Genomic DNA, 15,651 nt, shown 5'->3' on the forward strand with positions numbered 1-15,651 from the left:
AACGGTCGAAAACTGCAGAATTGGCTTCAATTCAACTGCCCCCCCGTTCACCCTGAATCCCATCATGAACTCCAACGAACTGGTTTCCGCCCAAGCAACACGTGTCGCGCTGGCTTCAGATCAGGCGCGCCCCGATGTGAAGCAATTCTTGACCTTCCACGTCGGCGGAGAGGAATACGGTCTGGACATCTTGCGCGTGCAAGAAATCCGCTCCTATGAGGTGCCGACCCGCGTGGCCAATGCTCCGGCCTTTGTCAAAGGTGTGGTGAATCTGCGCGGCGTGATCGTGCCCATCGTCGACCTGCGCCTGCGCCTGGGTCAGTCGGGTGAGTACAACGCCTTCACCGTGGTGATCGTCTTGAACGTCTGCCAGCGTGTGGTAGGCGTGGTGGTGGACGCCGTCTCCGACGTGCTGGAACTGAGCACCGAGCAGATCAAGCCCCGGCCCGAAGTGGCGGCGGCCTTGGATGCTCGCTTCATTACCGGGCTGGGGAAAATCGGCGAGCGCATGCTGATCTTGCTGGACATCGAAGCCATGGTGGCCAGCCCTGACTTCGGCCTGATGGATTAATTTCTGGGCCGACTGACCCACAAGTTAGTGATCACCCTCGTCAGAGGGCTTTGATTTCAGCTCTCTCCAGAATTACCCCTGACCATTGGCACTCATTCCCCACGAGTGCTAATATTGACTCCGTCGAACCGAGAAGGTTTGCTTTGAGAAGGAAGATGATGACGATGTCCACCCCTGCTGCTTTGACGGTACGTGACCCCTGGTCGCTGGTGCCCTCGCTCGGCAATCTGGATGCCTACATCTCCGCCATCAACCGCCTGCCCTTGCTGAGCCCTGAAGAGGAAAGCGCTGCCGCTCGCAAGCTGCGGGATCATGGGGATGTGGAGGCCGCCGGAAAGCTGGTGCTGTCGCACCTGCGCCTGGTCGTGTCGATCTCGCGTCAGTACATGGGTTACGGCCTGCCTCAGGGTGATTTGATCCAAGAGGGCAATGTGGGCCTGATGAAGGCCGTCAAGCGATACGACCCCGATCAAGGCGTTCGCTTGGTCAGCTACGCCATGCACTGGATCAAGGCTGAAATTCACGAATACGTGTTGCGCAACTGGCGCATGGTCAAGGTGGCGACCACCAAGGCTCAGCGCAAGCTGTTCTTCAATCTGCGCTCGATGAAGCACAGCATGAAGGAAGACATGAGCGACGATATGAGCCACCGTAACAGCCTGAGCGAAGCTCAGCTGGAGCATGTGGCCAAGGAGCTCAACGTCAAGCGCGAGGAAGTGCTGGAGATGGAAACCCGCATGTCGGGCGGCGATGTGGCCCTGGAGCCGCAAACCGACGACGAAGGCGAATCCTTCTCCCCGATTGCCTACCTGGCGGATGAAACACAGGAACCCACCCGTGTGCTGGAAGCTCAGGCCCGCGACGCCTTGGCCGGCGATGGCATCTCCCGTGCGCTGGAAGCCTTGGATGAACGCAGCCGCCGCATCGTGGAAGAACGCTGGCTGAAGGTCAATGACGACTCCAGCGGTGGCATGACCCTGCATGAGTTGGCGGCCGAATACGGCGTCAGCGCCGAGCGGATTCGCCAGATCGAGGTCGCCGCAATGAAGAAGATGCGGAAAGCTTTGACACCGGCCTGAGTCGCTGAACAAGCCAGCCTGCCCGGCTGATGCAAGAAAAAAGCCCCTGGCTTCGCAGCCTGGGGCTTTCTTTTTGTGGCCGTCGAACTTAGGACAGTCTTCAGCTCTTTTCGGCCAAGAGCAGCTTGATGTCATTGGCTAGGGCGCTGGCACCCGAGCCGTAACGAGAAAACACCCGCACTCGCCCCTGAGCATCAAAGATGAAGCTAGCTGCGGTGTGGTCCATGGTGTAGCTCTCAGGCGTCTTGCCCGGCACCTTGGCGTAATAGACCTTGAACTCCTTGGCAGCGGCCTTGGTCTGTTCTTCACTGCCCCGCAGTGCCACAAAGCCAGAGTCAAAGCTGGCCACATAAGACTTCAACAAGGCTGCGCTGTCTCGCTCGGGATCGACAGTGACGAAAACCCCTTGCACCCGATCACCGTCGGCCCCCAAGGAGCGCTTGACCTCGGCCAACTCCGCCAGCGTCGTCGGGCAAACATCAGGGCATTGGGTATAGCCAAAAAAGACCACCACCACTTTGCCCTTGAACTCACCCAGGCTGCGGCTGCGTCCATCTTGGTCGCTCAGATTGAGGCTGCGGGCGTACTCCGCGCCGGTCAGGTCCACGCCCTGGAACGCAGGCTTTGACGCCGAACCTGAACCGAGTTGGTCACACGCAGCGAGACCTGCGGCCAGGCCGGCTACCAGCGTCATTCGCAAGAGAAATCGCACAGTCAGACGCATAAGGTTTCAAGCTATCAAGGGCTGCAGATAGTGATCCAGCAAAAGCGCGGCAAACAGCAGCGACAGGTGCAGGATAGAAAACTTGAAGGTCGCGCGCGCCAACTCATCGGAATAGTTGCGCCACAGCTTCCAGGCATAGCCACAAAAGCCCAAACCCAAGAGCACGGCGCTGACCAGATAGATCCAACCACTCATGCCGGTCAAAAAGGGCAAGAGCGTCGCGGCGAGCAAGATCCATGTGTACAAAAAGACCTGCAAGCGGGTGAACTCGGAACCATGCGTGACCGGCAACATGGGCAGGCCAGCTTTGCGATAGTCCTCGGTGCGGTACAGCGCCAAGGCCCAAAAATGTGGCGGCGTCCAGAGGAAGATGATCAGGCACATCAACAAGGCTTCAGGGCCGACTTCACCGCGCAACGCGGCCCAGCCCAGCACCGGCGGCATGGCGCCGGAGGCGCCGCCGATGACGATGTTTTGCGGCGTCATCGGCTTCAGGATCACCGTGTAGATGACGGCGTAGCCAATGAAGGTGGCAAAGGTCAGCCACATGGTCAGCGGATTGACCCAGAACCAAAGCAAGCCCAAGCCGACGCCGCCCAGGACAGCTGAAAAGCTCAAGGTCTGCGCTCGACTCAGTTGGCCCTTGGCGGTGGCGCGCCAGGCGGTGCGCTTCATCTTGGCGTCAATTTGCTGCTCGATCAAGCAGTTGAAGGCAGCAGCAGCGCCGGCCACCAACCAAATGCCGGCGGTCGCCGCCAAGACCTTGACCCATTGCTCGGCGTTCGGCAGGCCCGGGATGGCCAAGGCCATGCCGATGATGGCGCAAAACACAATCAACTGGACCACGCGCGGCTTGGTCAGTTGGTAGTACTGTTGCCAGCGCGAGCTAGAGCCTGCGGCGGCAGCGACGGTAGAAGTGGAAGCCATAAGGGCGAAGGGTATCGGTAAAACTGAGTCAGGAGGAAACAAGCGCAGCGGAGGAGCTTCTTCTGCCCTGCTGCAAACCTGCCAACAAAGAGGTCAGCAGCAGCAAGAGCATCGCTGCGCCGCCGGTATGGGCCAAGGCCGCCACGATAGGCCAGTCCAACACGACATTGGACATGCCGCTCAAAAACTGCCAAGCCGCGACCAGCAGCAGTCGACGGCTCCATTGACGCAATTCGGCCTGCCCGCTCTGCCAAAGTCGCCAGGCATACACAAGCAAGGCACTGAAAACCAGCAAGGCGCCGAGTCGATGCGCCATTTGAATGGCCGTCAAAGCATCAAAGGGGAGCCAGCCGCCGTCAGCCCCGACACCGAGTTGGCGCCAGACGGTGAAGCCTTGCTCGAAATTCATGGCCGGCCACCATTGCCCGTCGTGGCAGGTGGGGAATTCTGAACAGGCCAGCACCGCGTAATTGGTGCTGACCCAACCGCCCAGGCTCACCTGCAGAACACTCAGCAGCAAGAGCAACACGGCCCCAAAGTACAGACCGCGAGAGCTGGGCAAAGGTCGAGGCTGATAAGCCCGCGCCTGCCAAGCCAAGAGCATCAACAGTCCCATACCGCCCAACAAATGCAAGGTGACGATCGCCGGGAACAGCTTCATGGTGACCGTGAGCGCGCCGAAAGCGCCCTGCATGCACACCCAGACCAGGGTCAGCGTGGCCCACCAAGGCGAGACTCTGGCTTCGCCGGCAAGGCTCGCCACTTTGGTGAGCCGCCAGCTCCGCACGCATAAGACCAGAATCAACACGCCGACGCCGCTGGCCAAGTAGCGATGGACCATCTCCACCCAAGCCTTGCCATGCGTCACAGGACCGGTTGGCATGGCGGATTGCGCCGCGTGGATCTCGGCTTTCGCGCCAATCGGGCTGGCACTTCCATAGCAGCCGGGCCAATCCGGGCAACCCAGGCCCGAATCGGTCAAGCGGGTGAAGGCGCCGAACAGCACCAAATCAAAAGTCAAAAACAGCGTCAACAAGGTCAAGGCGCGCAGCCGCGCCTGCGGCGTGGCCTGCGCATTTCTCCGGCGCAGCCACAGCAAAGGACCGGCCGCCAAGAGTGCTCCGAGCCCCATCAATTGCCACAGCGGGCCTAAGTCAAATGCAGCTGCCGTCATCGGGTTCACCGGCCTGCCTTGTCCCAGCCTGCATTGGCCTTCAAAAGGCGGTTCAGGTCGTTCTTGATCTTGGACGGATCGGCCTGCACCGGCGAACGAAGCATCCATCGACCCATCGGATCAATGACGTACAGATGGTCGCGCAAAGAGGCGCCCTCGGCCGGCTTGAGCCAGGCCTCCAGCTCGGCGCGCGGCGCGCGCAACACGGTCACCGGTACGCCTTGCGTGACGGCTTGCAGCAACTCGGGCCGCAGCGCTTGCTCATCGGGTACCAGCCAAAGCTTGTCGACCTTGTCGCGCTCCTTGCCCAACATTTCGCGCAGCTGACGTTGCATGAACAACTGCTTCTCGCAAGCGGTGTCGCAGGTGCTGTCTTGAACCAAAGTCAGCAGCCACTGGCCTTTCAAGGATTCGGCAGTAACGGGCCGACCGTCCAGCGTGCGCAGACTCAATTGCGGCGGCAGGTCGATCGTCGGCAGGATCAAATCACCGTAGGCTTGGCCGCGCGGTTGGATCACATAAAAAGTGAAATAGGAGGCAATCACCGGCGCAGCGCAGGCCGCCATCACCAGCAGCATGCGCATGCGACCACCGCGGGTGCGTTGCGCACGTTCGGCGGCTTGTGGATCTGGCAGGCTGTGCACCGTCATGGCCATGGGGTCTTGGAGCGCTGAGGCTTCATTGTTGACGCCGGGCACGGAGTCGGGGGCGGATTGTTTGGAACCAGACATAAAGACCTATCAGCAGCGCAGACAGCGCAAACCATTGAAATGCGTAACCATAATGCTTGTGCAAACCGAGATCGGGCGACGGCCAGTCGCGCAACAAACCGTCGGCCGCAAGCGCCGTTGAAGCATCGCCACCAGAATCCAACTGCAGCACCGTCAAGGGCAATAAGGGCTGGGCAATTTCTTCACCGTATGCGCGCGCGTCGAGATTTTGCCGGATGACACCTTTTTCATCCCCGGCCAACTGATAGACCTTAGAAGGCGTGGCTGTCAAACGCCCCAACACCTCCACCGCTCCCGTTGGAAGGGGCGGCAGAAGTGGCAAGCGGCTGCGATCCGCCGCGTCGCGGGGAACCCAACCGCGCTGCACCAGAATCGCCTCCGTGCGTCCCTCCAACAGCAAGGGCGTCACCAGCAGAAAGCCAAATCGGCCAGCCATGGGCCGGTTGTCGAGATAGATGGTTTTGTCTTGCAGCCATCGGCCCCGCAGGCTGACATGGCGATGCAGCTGAGATTGAGCGGCTCCGGCATGGGGCAGTAGAGCGGCGGATGTCAGCGGCGGCAGTTTGGCATTCGCGTCGATCCCCGCCTGCAAATCCAGCTTTTGCTGGGCCCGGTCAAGCTGCCAAAACCCAAGCCTGAGGGTCAGCACGACAGAGGCCAAGGTGGCGAGGAACACCAAGATAGCACGTTGACGGGCTGTCACAAGCCGCTCCTCAGCTTGCACCAAAGCGCATAATTCTCAACCATGAAAATCATCCTCGTGCTTGCCTTCATCGGCATTCTGATGGCCTTGGCTGCGGCCGGCTTGTTCATGCTGAAAAACGGCTCCGGCACCCATAGCAAACGCGGGCCCAATATGGCGCGTGCCTTGGCGATTCGTGTTGGCGTCTCGGTGGCCTTGTTCCTGTTCATTCTGCTCAGCTATTGGATGGGCTGGATTCAACCAACCGGCTTGCCGCTGCGCTCCTGAGTCCACCAAGCTTCAATAGTTACTGCGAACGAAAAAGCGCCGCTGAGAGCGGCGCTGAGGCGATCGCAAGCGGCACAAAGGCCGCTGGACCCGCTTACATCCAGTAGACGATGACGTAGAGGCCCAACCAGACCACGTCCACAAAGTGCCAGTACCAAGCGGCGCCTTCGAAGCCGAAGTGACGATCTTTGGTGAAGTGGCCCTTCTGCAAGCGCAGGGTAATGAAGAGCAGCATCAACATGCCGACGAACACGTGGAAGCCGTGGAAGCCGGTCAACATGAAGAAGGTCGAGCCATAGATGCCCGAGCTCAGCTTCAGATTGAGTTCGTTGTAGGCGTGAGCGTATTCATAGCCTTGCAAGATCAAGAAGACGATGCCGAGCAAAACCGTCAGCCACATGAAGCCAATGGTCTTGCCGCGGTTGCCAGCGATCAATGCGTGGTGAGCAATCGTCAGGGTCACACCCGAAGTCAACAGCAGCGCGGTGTTGATGGTCGGCAGCGGCCAAGGACCCATGGTGCTGAAGGCTTCCACCGTACCGGCGGGCGACGCGGTCATGCCGGCAGCAACGCTGGGCCACAGGGCCTTGAAGTCGGGCCAGAGCAGATTGTTTTCCAAGCTGCCCAGATTTGGCACCGAATGCACACGGGCCCAGTACAGCGCTCCGAAGAAGGCGGCGAAGAACATCACTTCCGAGAAGATGAACCAACCCATGCTCCAGCGGAAGGACATGTCGATCCGGTCGCTGTACTGGCCGCTTTCGCTCTCGCCAATGGCAGCACCAAACCAGTTCTTCAGCACCAACAGGAACCAAACCAAACCGGCCGCCAAGGAGTAGGCGCCCCACTGGTGGCCGTTGATCCATTGGCCTGCACCAAGGATCACAAAGAACAGGCCGATCGAACCCAGCACAGGGTAAGCCGATGGGCCTGGGATGAAGTAATAAGGGGCTTTGCCCGTTGTAGTCGCTGCCGACATGTCTCTTCTCCTCGAACTAATTCAGTTCAGATAACGCTTGGCTAAAACTCGAAAAAACTAGCTTCCGGCGACGCCGCTGCCGATCACCCACTGGACCAACAACAGCAAGGCCAACACAAACAAAACAGCTCCGATGACGCCGGCAATGATCACATGCACCGGATTCAACTGAGCGACATCTTTCTCATAATCGGCGCCACGACGCACGCCGAAAAAAGACCAAGCTACGGCTCGCATGGTCTGCAAGAACGAAGGCGGCCTCGCCACCGCTTGCTTCAAATCATCACCGGCCTTCATCACAAGGCCCTGCCCACTAAAGCAGGCGCTTGCACAGCCGCTTGCTTATTGCCTTTGCCAGCCACTTCGAAGAAGGTGTAGGACAAAGTGATGGTCTTCACATCCTTCGGCAATTTGGGGTCAATGACAAAAACCACTGGCCAGTTCTTCACCTCGCCGGGCTGCAGGGTGTATTCATTGAAGCAGAAGCACTCAAGCTTGTTGAAATGGGCTGTCGCCTGCTTGGGCGCATAGCTAGGTATGGCCTGCGCCGACATCACACGGTTTTGCACGTTACGAAACTCGTACATCACCGTGGTCAACTCGCCTGGGTGAACCGTCAGATGTTTGACGGCCGGAGCAAACTCCCAAGGTCCACGCGAATTGGCGTCGAACTCGATCGAGATGCTGCGGCTGTAGTCAATCTGCGTGTTCTTGACGTCTTCGGCACGTACTGCATGCTGCCGCTCGGACAAGGACAAGACATTGATGCCCAAAGCCGAACAAATAGCGTTGTAAAGCGGAACCAGGGCGTAGCCAAAGCCGAACATCATGGCCACCACGACCACAAGCTTACCCACCAGGCGCAGGTTGTCCCTGCGCAAGGCCGAAGCAAAAGACCAAGTGGTGGCGCTCATACCCACCTCAGAAGCCGAGAACGGCAATCTTGGTGACGAAGCCGATGCCAAACACCAGCGCCACACTCACCAGGATGAGGGCGAGGCGCTTGTTGTTCTTGCGCTGTTCAGGGCTTTGGCTCATGGTTTTAGCCAATCACCTTGGTCGCGGTCACGTCCAGCTTGGGCGGTGTGTCGAAGGTGTGGAAGGGAGCCGGCGACGGCACTTCCCACTCCAGACCTTCAGCAGCTTCCCACGGCTTTTGCGGGGCCTTTTCGCCCTTGCCGCGCATCATCGGGATGACCACGAACAGGAAGAAGTAGACCTGCATCAAACCGAACCAGAAGGCGCCCACCGAAGCGATCGCATTGAAATCAGCGAACTGCATCGGGTAGTCGGCGTAGCGACGCGGCATACCAGCCAGACCCAGGAAGTGCATCGGGAAGAAGGTCACGTTGAAGCTGATCAGCGAGCCCCAGAAGTGGATCTTGCCGCGGGTTTCGCTGAACATCACACCGGTCCACTTCGGGCCCCAGTAGTAAACGCCGGCGAACAAGGCATACAAGGAGCCGGCCACCAGCACATAGTGGAAGTGAGCGACCACGTAGTAGGTGTCTTGGATTTGAATGTCGACCGGCGCCATCGCACAGATCAAGCCAGTGAAGCCACCCATGGTGAACACGAAGATGAAGCCCACGGCCCACAGCATCGGCACTTCAAAGGTCATGGAACCGCGCCACATCGTGGCCAACCAGTTGAAGATCTTCACGCCCGTTGGCACGGCGATCAGCATGGTGGCGTACATAAAGAACAGTTGGCCGGTCACCGGCATACCGGTGGCGAACATGTGGTGAGCCCACACGATGAAGGACAGGATGGCGATCGAAGCGGTCGCGTAAACCATCGAGGCGTAACCGAACAAGCGCTTACGAGCAAAAGCCGGCACGATCTGGCTGACGATACCGAAAGCCGGCAAGATCATGATGTAGACCTCGGGATGGCCGAAGAACCAGAAGATGTGTTGGTACATCACCGGGTCACCACCGCCAGCGGGGCTGAAGAAGCTGGTGCCGAAGTGGCGGTCAGTCAAGGTCATGGTGATGGCACCGGCCAGCACGGGCATCACGGCGATCAGCAGATAGGCAGTGATCAACCAGGTCCAGCAGAACATCGGCATCTTCATCAGCGTCATGCCAGGAGCGCGCATGTTCAGGATGGTGACGATGATGTTGATCGAACCCATGATGGACGAAGCGCCCAGGATGTGCATCGCGAAGATGCCGGCATCCATCGACGGACCCATCTGCAGCGTCAGCGGCGCGTACAGCGTCCAGCCGGCAGCAGGAGCACCGCCAGGCATGAAGAAGGACGCCACCAGCATCAGCGCGGCAGGAATCATCAGCCAGAAGCTGAAGTTATTCATGCGAGCGAAGGCCATGTCGCCAGCGCCAATCTGCAGCGGGATCATCCAGTTCGCGAAACCCACGAAGGCCGGCATGATGGCGCCGAACACCATGATCAGACCGTGCATGGTCGTGAACTGATTGAACAACTCGGGGTTGAAGAACTGCAAGCCGGGCTGGAACAGCTCAGCGCGGATGCACAGGGCCAGCACGCCGCCGATCATCAGCATCGTGAAGGCAAACAGCAGGTACAAGGTACCGATGTCTTTGTGGTTGGTGGCGAACACCCAACGACGCCAGCCCGTGGGGGCGTGGTGGTCATCGTGGTGGTCATGAACGTCGTGACCGTGATGGTCAAGCACTGCACTCATGTTGATTCCTCTTTGGACGTTTTCGACGCTTGTCTGATGCTTTTTGACGTTCTACCGCTTACTTGCGCGCGGCCACAACTTCGGCCGGCTGCACCACTTGTCCGGTCTTGTTGGACCAGCTGTTCTTGGTGTAGCTGATGACGGCCGCGATTTCGGTGTCGCTCAACTGCTTCCAGGAAGGCATCGCGCCATTGTTCTGGCCATTCAGCAACACAGCCACTTGCTTCAGTTTGTCTTCATCCAGAACCACGGGCGAACCATCCAAAGCCTTGATCGGGCCAGCGCCCTTGCCGTCAGCCTTGTGGCAGGCGGCGCAGTTGGCGTTGTAAACCTTTTCGCCGCGAGCCAACAGAGCCGGCAGTTCCCAGACCTTGCTTGGATCATCGGCCTTGGCCGCCATTTCCTTCTTCTTGCCGTCCACCCAAGCGGTGTATTCAGCGGCCGAAACCACCTTCACATGGATGGGCATATAGGCATGCTCTTTGCCGCACAACTCGGCGCACTGGCCATAGAAGTCGCCGGTCTTCTCGGCCTTGAACCAGGTGTCGCGCACAAAGCCAGGAATCGCGTCTTGCTTAACGCCGAAAGCCGGCACCATCCAAGCGTGGATCACGTCATTGGCGGTAGTGATGATGCGAACCTTTTTGCCAACGGGCACGACCAGCGGGTTGTCCACCTTCAGCAGGTAGTCATCGGTCTGCTCGGGCTTGCCGGAATCCGACATTTCGCGCTGCCTGGCGTCCAGCGTGGCCAAGAAGCCAATGCCCTCGCCCTCACCCTTCAAGTAGTCGTAACCCCATTTCCACTGATAGCCAGTAGCCTTGATGGTCAGGTCGGCATTGGTGGTGTCTTTCATCGCCACCACCACCTTGGTGGCCGGCAGGGCCATCAAGATCACGATGATGAAAGGCACGACGGTCCATGCGATCTCGACCTTGACGCTTTCATGGAAGTTCGCCGACACCGCGCCCTTGGACTTGCGGTGCTTGAAGATGGAATAGAACATCACCCCGAACACAGCCACAAAGATGAGCACGCAAATGACCATCATGAAGTTGTGAAGCCACATCTGGTCGGCTGCGATCTTGGTCACAGGCGGATGCAGATTGATTTGATTGACCGCCGGCCCACCCGGCAGATCGTTCACTGCCAAGGCCAACTGCGTGGCCAGTGAGGCACCCGCAGCAAGCGCCACTTGTCCCAAGCGGCGCGCGGCCTGATGCACTCGTGCGTTCATCATCTTCATGGTCGTCACTCTTGTTTCTAATTCAATTCCGGGAAGCCAGGGCTGCTGCCAAACTGGCGCCGCGACATCCACCTGAAGCCAAAAAGTTGTCCAGACCTTGCAGGAAAATCCATGCGGGTTTGCGCTAGGTCAAACCCTAGGTCAAGACCTGACCCTAGACTTCAGGGTGCAAATTTCGACTAATTTCGAAGTTTAGCCTATGGTCATCGCTCGTCTGTGGCTTTAGCGCGCTTATTACTGCTTGATTACGCCTTCAATTGCTTGAACGGCGCACCATTGCCCTCATCTGCTCCAAGCTTAGGCTGGTTTCCGCACTCATCCGCAGCTTCGGCACCGGTTTGAAAGCGTGGCCATAGACCAACTCCAAACTCAAACGCAGGCGCCCCTCGGCATCGCGCAGAGTCTCTAGCGACTCCAACAAGCGTGTGCGCCAAAGGCGGCCGCGGCAAGCCCCAAAACGATCGGGGGCGTAATTGCCTCCCAGGGCGCGCAAATCCTTCAGCAGGGATTCAGGGTCAGCCCATGTCAAGCTCAGACGCTCTTGGTCCATCACGGGATCGGCAAATCCCGCTTCGACCATCAAGTCGCCGATGTCATGCATATCCCACCAGTCCGGCCCGCAACGCCCCCAGCCTTGCTGGGCATAAATCGCGCGCAACTCCTTGAAGCTGTCCGGCCCCAAGCAAGAGAACATCACAAAGCCATCAATGGCCAAGGCTTCATGCCAGGCACGCAGGGTCAGCACCGGGTCGGGGCTGGCATGCAAGCCCATATTGGCCCAGACAAGGCCAGCCTGACCCGCCTTCAAAGCTTCTGGCGCCTCGACGACCACGCTGGAATCGCCGCGCAGCGCCTGCCACCAGGCTCGCTTGTTCAGCGCCTGGCTGCGGGCACGCAAATCTGCCGTTAGCTCCACATTGCATTGCTCGGCCTGAGGATAGGCATCCGTCAAAGCCTTGGCGCCGCCGCCAATCAAACCTTGCCATTGCAAAACTTGCTTGGGTTGCAGCTTGATGATGGAGAGGCGCTCGGCCATGCGCTTTGCCACCTCCTGATGCAACCAGGGCACTTCGCCCAAGGCGGCTATTCGACGCTGATGGTGGAAAACCGCTGCAGCGGACAGCGCTTGCGGACGCGGCGCTTTCGCAGCCTCACTATTAGGGGGGGAACTCAGGGAGGACATGGCTGGGCAGTATATTGAAGCGATGAGTTTGAGGCCGCTGCCCACCGAACGCCCCCATTTGATCGAACGGGTATTGATGCGCTGCCCCGGACAATGCGCCGTTTGCCGGGCCTGGAGTTCACAACATGTGTGCACCGATTGTCTCTTGCGTTATGCCCGGCCAGTGCCGCGCTGCTGGACTTGCGCCGCTCGGCTGCCCGCCAGCTTGAGCGGCCGCCGCGAAGCCAAATGCGGCGCTTGCTTACGCAACCCGCCGCCGCTGGATCGCACCATCGCTGCGCTGGACTACAGCTTTCCCTGGGACGGGCTGCTCCAGCATTACAAATTCCATCAAGCCGTGGATTTGCGTGAAACCCTGCTGGAGCGGCTCAAGCTGGCTTTGGACGCCGCAGGCGCCGAGACGCCCGATTGGCTGCTCCCGGTGCCGCTCAGTGCGGAGCGACTGCGGGAACGTGGCTACAACCAAAGTTACGAACTGGCCCGAACGATTGCTCGCCGGCGCCAGCTGCAATGCGACCCCCATTTGTTGCTGCGCGTACGCTGCAGCGCCCAACAAGCCCAAACGCCACTGAAGGATCGCGCCGCCAACGTCAGACAGGCTTTTGCGGTTGAGCCCTTGCGCAAGGCAGAATTGCGAGCCTGCCATGTGGTCTTGCTCGACGATGTAATGACCAGCGGCGCCACGCTGTTCGAGCTCGCGCGCGAGCTTCGAAAAGCAGGCGCCAGCAATGTACAGGCCTGGGTGGTGGCGCGCACGCCCGACAACGCAAGTGGCTGAGGCCCCGCCAACCCATCGCATTCACCCCTCCGACCAAGTTCAAAGTCCTCCCATGTTTCACATCGTTCTGGTCCAACCAGAAATCCCCCCGAATACCGGCAATGTCATCCGCTTGGCCGCCAATACTGGCTGCAGCCTGCACCTGATCGAGCCCTTGGGCTTTTCTATGGAAGACCGCCTCTTGCAACGCGCCGGGCTGGACTATCACGAGTACACCGCCGTTCACCGGCACAAAGACTGGTCCAGTTTTCTGGCCACCATGCAGCCCAAGAAGGAACGCATGTTTGCCTTCACCACCCGCGGCAGCCATTCCTTTGCGGAAGTGAGCTGGCAGCCGGGTGACTTCCTGGTCTTTGGTTCAGAGACCGCTGGCTTGCAGCCCGAGGTGCGAGAACAGTTCGACCCCGTACAGCGCTTGCGCCTGCCCATGCTGGAGGGGCAGCGCAGCCTCAACTTGAGCAATAGCGTGGCCGTGGCCGTGTTTGAAGCCTGGCGGCAGAACGGCTTTCAAGGCGGCGTGTAGTCAAAGATGAAGTCCGGCTATTCCGCCTGCACACCCGCAGACTGAATGACTTGCGCCCAGCGCTTTCGCTCGGCGGCCATGTGCAAGGCCAGCCCCTCAGGCGACGAGCCCACCACGCTGAAATCCTGAGCCAACAACCGGGCGCGGAATTCATCGCTGCGCACAATGCTTTGAACTTCAAAGGACAAACGCTTCAATAGCGGCGCCGGCAGGCCCGCTGGCGCCAGCAGGGCTTGCCAGGAGATGGCCTCAAAACCTTTGAAACCTTGCTCTGCCAAAGTGGGCAAGTCGGCCAGCGCCGCCATTCGACCCAGACTACTGACACCCAGCGCGTTCAAACGCCCCGCCCTCACCTGAGGCATGGCCTGACCCGGCACCATCCAGGCCACTTGGATCAAACCGCTCAGCATGGCATTCAGAACCTGAGGGAAGCCGGCGAATGGCACATGGGTCAGCGCAATGCCGGCACGGCGCATCATGTCCTCCATGGCCAGATGAGAAGCACTGCCATTGCCGACACTGCCGTAGTTCAGCTCGCCCCGCCGGGTCCTGGCCAAGCGAAGCAAATCCGCCACGTCGCGCAAACCCAGTTTGGCATCCGCCACCAGGACATTGGGAGCGCTCGCAATCCAACTGATGGGCTGCAAGTCCTTGACCGGTTCATAGGGCAGACGCCGGTTCAGCAAGGGCGCGGTGACCAAGGGTCCTTGGGTGGTGAACAACAGCGTATAGCCATCCGCCGGAGACTTGGCCGCCATGCCGGTGCCGATATTGCCGCCTGCGCCAGGTCGGTTGTCGACCACGACCGCTTGACCCAAGGCCTTGGACAAAGGCTCTGCCAGCGCCCGAGCCACCACATCGGGCGAACTTCCGCCCGGGAACGGAACCAGCAGCTTGATAGGGCGGCTGGGCCAGGCCTGCGCCTCGGCCGAATTGAGAGCACAAGCCCCGGCGCCGAGTAGCAGCAGTTGGCGCCGCGAGTTGCTGAAATCACCCACGCCGGCTCAGTGCTCCGCCCGTGACTGCCGCCCCATCAGCAGGTCGACCGCTTCCACGGGGCTCAAACGCCCTTCCAGCACCGCCACCACTGCCTCGGTGATGGGCATTTCCACGCCTTTTTGACGGGCACGCGCCAAAACGGTCGGCGCGCTGTAAACGCCCTCGGCCACATGACCCAGGTCATGCAGAATTTTCGGCAGGGCCAGCCCCTCGGCCAGCAGCAATCCAACGCGACGGTTGCGAGACAAATCGCCGGTCGCGGTGAGCACCAGATCACCCATGCCCGACAAGCCCATAAAGGTTTCGCTGCGCGCGCCCAAGGCTAGACCTAAGCGAAGCATTTCGGCCAGGCCGCGTGTGATCAGCGCCGCACGCGCATTCAAACCTGGGGCTTCCGCCGCACTGCCGATGCGCTCGGCACGCATACGCAAGCCATCGGCCGCGCCTACAGCAATGGCCATCACATTCTTGACCGCGCCCCCAACTTCAACCCCCACCGGGTCTGCGGAGGTGTAGATGCGCAGGCGATCGCTATGAAAGGCATCGACAGCGGCCTCGGTCAAGGCTGCATCTTCGCTGGCGGCCACCAATGCCGTCGGCTGGCCCAGGGCCACCTCTTGCGCAAAGCTGGGGCCCGACAAGATACCGGCACTCAAGCGCGGCTGCACGGCGCGAGCGATCTCATGGCCGAGCAAGCCCGTGCCAGCCTCGAAGCCTTTGCACAACCACAGCACCCGGGCGCCGTCTGGCAAGGCCGACAGCATGCTGCGCAAAGCTGCCATGGGCGTGGCGACGATGATCAGTCCATCCGGTCCGCTGGCATGGGCGATAGCGGCGTTCAGATCGGTTTCTAAAAGCAGCGCATCGGGCAGCGCGGCCTCGGGCAGATAGTGGTGATTGCGCCTTTGCACCTGCATGGCGGCGACAGCCGCTGCATCGCGAGCCCACAACATCACCTCATGCCTGGCGCTGGCCTGAATTGCCAAGGCCGTGCCCCAGGCACCGGCCCCCAGAACGCTGATTCTCATAAACGAAGTCCAGAAAAAACCACGCGCCCCGGCTGCGGCTGGCAGCGTGGGGCGCGTGACATGAGCGCTAG

General features: G+C 60.0%; 19 protein-coding genes. 5 read left to right on the top strand and 14 right to left on the bottom strand.

The window, feature by feature from the left end; all coding sequences use genetic code 11:
* The first annotated feature begins 64 nt into the window (after positions 1–64).
* Positions 65–571: a chemotaxis protein CheW gene (locus tag LNV06_RS08310; RefSeq protein ID WP_263537794.1), complete on the top strand. Its 507-nt coding sequence runs from the start codon at positions 65–67 to the stop codon at positions 569–571.
* Positions 572–726: 155 nt separating this feature from the next.
* Positions 727–1,650, top strand: a complete 924-nt coding sequence (rpoH, locus tag LNV06_RS08315) for an RNA polymerase sigma factor RpoH (protein WP_263537795.1) — start codon at positions 727–729, stop codon at positions 1,648–1,650.
* A 100-nt stretch (positions 1,651–1,750) separates the two neighbouring features.
* On the opposite strand, the gene LNV06_RS08320 is transcribed toward rpoH, so the two are convergent.
* From LNV06_RS08320 to LNV06_RS08340, 5 genes are read right to left on the bottom strand one after another with little or no spacing between them, the layout of a single operon-like run.
* Complete coding sequence (locus tag LNV06_RS08320; protein ID WP_263537796.1) at positions 1,751–2,374, bottom strand: SCO family protein; 624 nt, start codon at positions 2,372–2,374, stop codon at positions 1,751–1,753.
* 6 nt (positions 2,375–2,380) lie between these two features.
* The gene (cyoE, locus tag LNV06_RS08325) at positions 2,381–3,301 is read right to left on the bottom strand and encodes a heme o synthase (RefSeq protein WP_263537797.1); all 921 of its coding nucleotides are present in this window, start codon (positions 3,299–3,301) and stop codon (positions 2,381–2,383) included.
* Positions 3,302–3,329: 28 nt separating this feature from the next.
* Entirely contained in the window at positions 3,330–4,475 is a 1,146-nt protein-coding gene (locus tag LNV06_RS08330; RefSeq protein WP_263537798.1) for a COX15/CtaA family protein, read from the bottom strand.
* 5 nt (positions 4,476–4,480) lie between these two features.
* Complete coding sequence (locus tag LNV06_RS08335) at positions 4,481–5,206, bottom strand: SCO family protein (RefSeq protein WP_263537799.1); 726 nt, start codon at positions 5,204–5,206, stop codon at positions 4,481–4,483.
* Complete coding sequence (locus LNV06_RS08340) at positions 5,154–5,909, bottom strand: SURF1 family protein (protein ID WP_263537800.1); 756 nt, start codon at positions 5,907–5,909, stop codon at positions 5,154–5,156. The genes LNV06_RS08335 and LNV06_RS08340 overlap by 53 nt, the downstream gene beginning before the upstream one ends.
* A 42-nt stretch (positions 5,910–5,951) precedes the next feature.
* Here LNV06_RS08340 and LNV06_RS08345 point away from each other — a divergent pair, with 42 nt between their 5' ends.
* The gene (locus LNV06_RS08345; protein ID WP_263537801.1) at positions 5,952–6,176 is read left to right on the top strand and encodes a DUF2909 domain-containing protein; all 225 of its coding nucleotides are present in this window, start codon (positions 5,952–5,954) and stop codon (positions 6,174–6,176) included.
* A gap of 94 nt (positions 6,177–6,270) precedes the next feature.
* Here LNV06_RS08345 and LNV06_RS08350 read toward each other — a convergent pair whose 3' ends face one another.
* The 7 genes from LNV06_RS08350 to LNV06_RS08380 all read right to left on the bottom strand — a co-directional run bounded on the left by LNV06_RS08350 (position 6,271) and on the right by LNV06_RS08380 (position 12,252).
* Entirely contained in the window at positions 6,271–7,155 is an 885-nt protein-coding gene (locus LNV06_RS08350; RefSeq protein ID WP_263537802.1) for a cytochrome c oxidase subunit 3, read from the bottom strand.
* A 57-nt stretch (positions 7,156–7,212) separates the two neighbouring features.
* Positions 7,213–7,452 carry a DUF2970 domain-containing protein gene (locus LNV06_RS08355; protein ID WP_263537803.1) on the bottom strand — a complete coding sequence of 80 codons (240 nt, stop codon included), beginning with the start codon at positions 7,450–7,452 and terminating at the stop codon, positions 7,213–7,215.
* A complete protein-coding gene (locus LNV06_RS08360) occupies positions 7,452–8,069 on the bottom strand; it encodes a cytochrome c oxidase assembly protein (protein WP_263537804.1) in 618 nt (205 codons plus the stop codon). The genes LNV06_RS08355 and LNV06_RS08360 overlap by 1 nt, the downstream gene beginning before the upstream one ends.
* 7 nt (positions 8,070–8,076) lie before the next feature.
* The gene (locus tag LNV06_RS08365; protein WP_263537805.1) at positions 8,077–8,193 is read right to left on the bottom strand and encodes a cytochrome oxidase small assembly protein; all 117 of its coding nucleotides are present in this window, start codon (positions 8,191–8,193) and stop codon (positions 8,077–8,079) included.
* Positions 8,194–8,197: 4 nt separating this feature from the next.
* The gene (gene ctaD, locus LNV06_RS08370) at positions 8,198–9,823 is read right to left on the bottom strand and encodes a cytochrome c oxidase subunit I (protein WP_263537806.1); all 1,626 of its coding nucleotides are present in this window, start codon (positions 9,821–9,823) and stop codon (positions 8,198–8,200) included.
* Between the two features lie 58 nt (positions 9,824–9,881).
* Complete coding sequence (coxB, locus tag LNV06_RS08375) at positions 9,882–11,069, bottom strand: cytochrome c oxidase subunit II (protein ID WP_263537807.1); 1,188 nt, start codon at positions 11,067–11,069, stop codon at positions 9,882–9,884.
* Between the two features lie 253 nt (positions 11,070–11,322).
* The gene (locus LNV06_RS08380) at positions 11,323–12,252 is read right to left on the bottom strand and encodes a class I SAM-dependent methyltransferase (RefSeq protein ID WP_263537808.1); all 930 of its coding nucleotides are present in this window, start codon (positions 12,250–12,252) and stop codon (positions 11,323–11,325) included.
* A 127-nt stretch (positions 12,253–12,379) separates the two neighbouring features.
* Between LNV06_RS08380 and LNV06_RS08385 the strand changes: the two genes are divergently transcribed.
* Complete coding sequence (locus LNV06_RS08385) at positions 12,380–13,030, top strand: ComF family protein (RefSeq protein ID WP_263537809.1); 651 nt, start codon at positions 12,380–12,382, stop codon at positions 13,028–13,030.
* A 52-nt stretch (positions 13,031–13,082) separates the two neighbouring features.
* Positions 13,083–13,553, top strand: a complete 471-nt coding sequence (trmL, locus tag LNV06_RS08390; RefSeq protein WP_263537810.1) for a tRNA (uridine(34)/cytosine(34)/5-carboxymethylaminomethyluridine(34)-2'-O)-methyltransferase TrmL — start codon at positions 13,083–13,085, stop codon at positions 13,551–13,553.
* A gap of 17 nt (positions 13,554–13,570) precedes the next feature.
* On the opposite strand, the gene LNV06_RS08395 is transcribed toward trmL, so the two are convergent.
* Both LNV06_RS08395 and LNV06_RS08400 read right to left on the bottom strand, forming a co-directional pair.
* Positions 13,571–14,551, bottom strand: coding sequence for a Bug family tripartite tricarboxylate transporter substrate binding protein (locus tag LNV06_RS08395; RefSeq protein ID WP_263537811.1), 981 nt, complete (start codon positions 14,549–14,551; stop codon positions 13,571–13,573).
* Between the two features lie 6 nt (positions 14,552–14,557).
* Positions 14,558–15,580, bottom strand: coding sequence for an NAD(P)H-dependent glycerol-3-phosphate dehydrogenase (locus LNV06_RS08400; RefSeq protein ID WP_263537812.1), 1,023 nt, complete (start codon positions 15,578–15,580; stop codon positions 14,558–14,560).
* Positions 15,581–15,651: the final 71 nt, after the last annotated feature.

This window comes from Paucibacter sp. Y2R2-4, assembly GCF_025717535.1.
GTDB lineage: Bacteria > Pseudomonadota > Gammaproteobacteria > Burkholderiales > Burkholderiaceae_C > Paucibacter_A.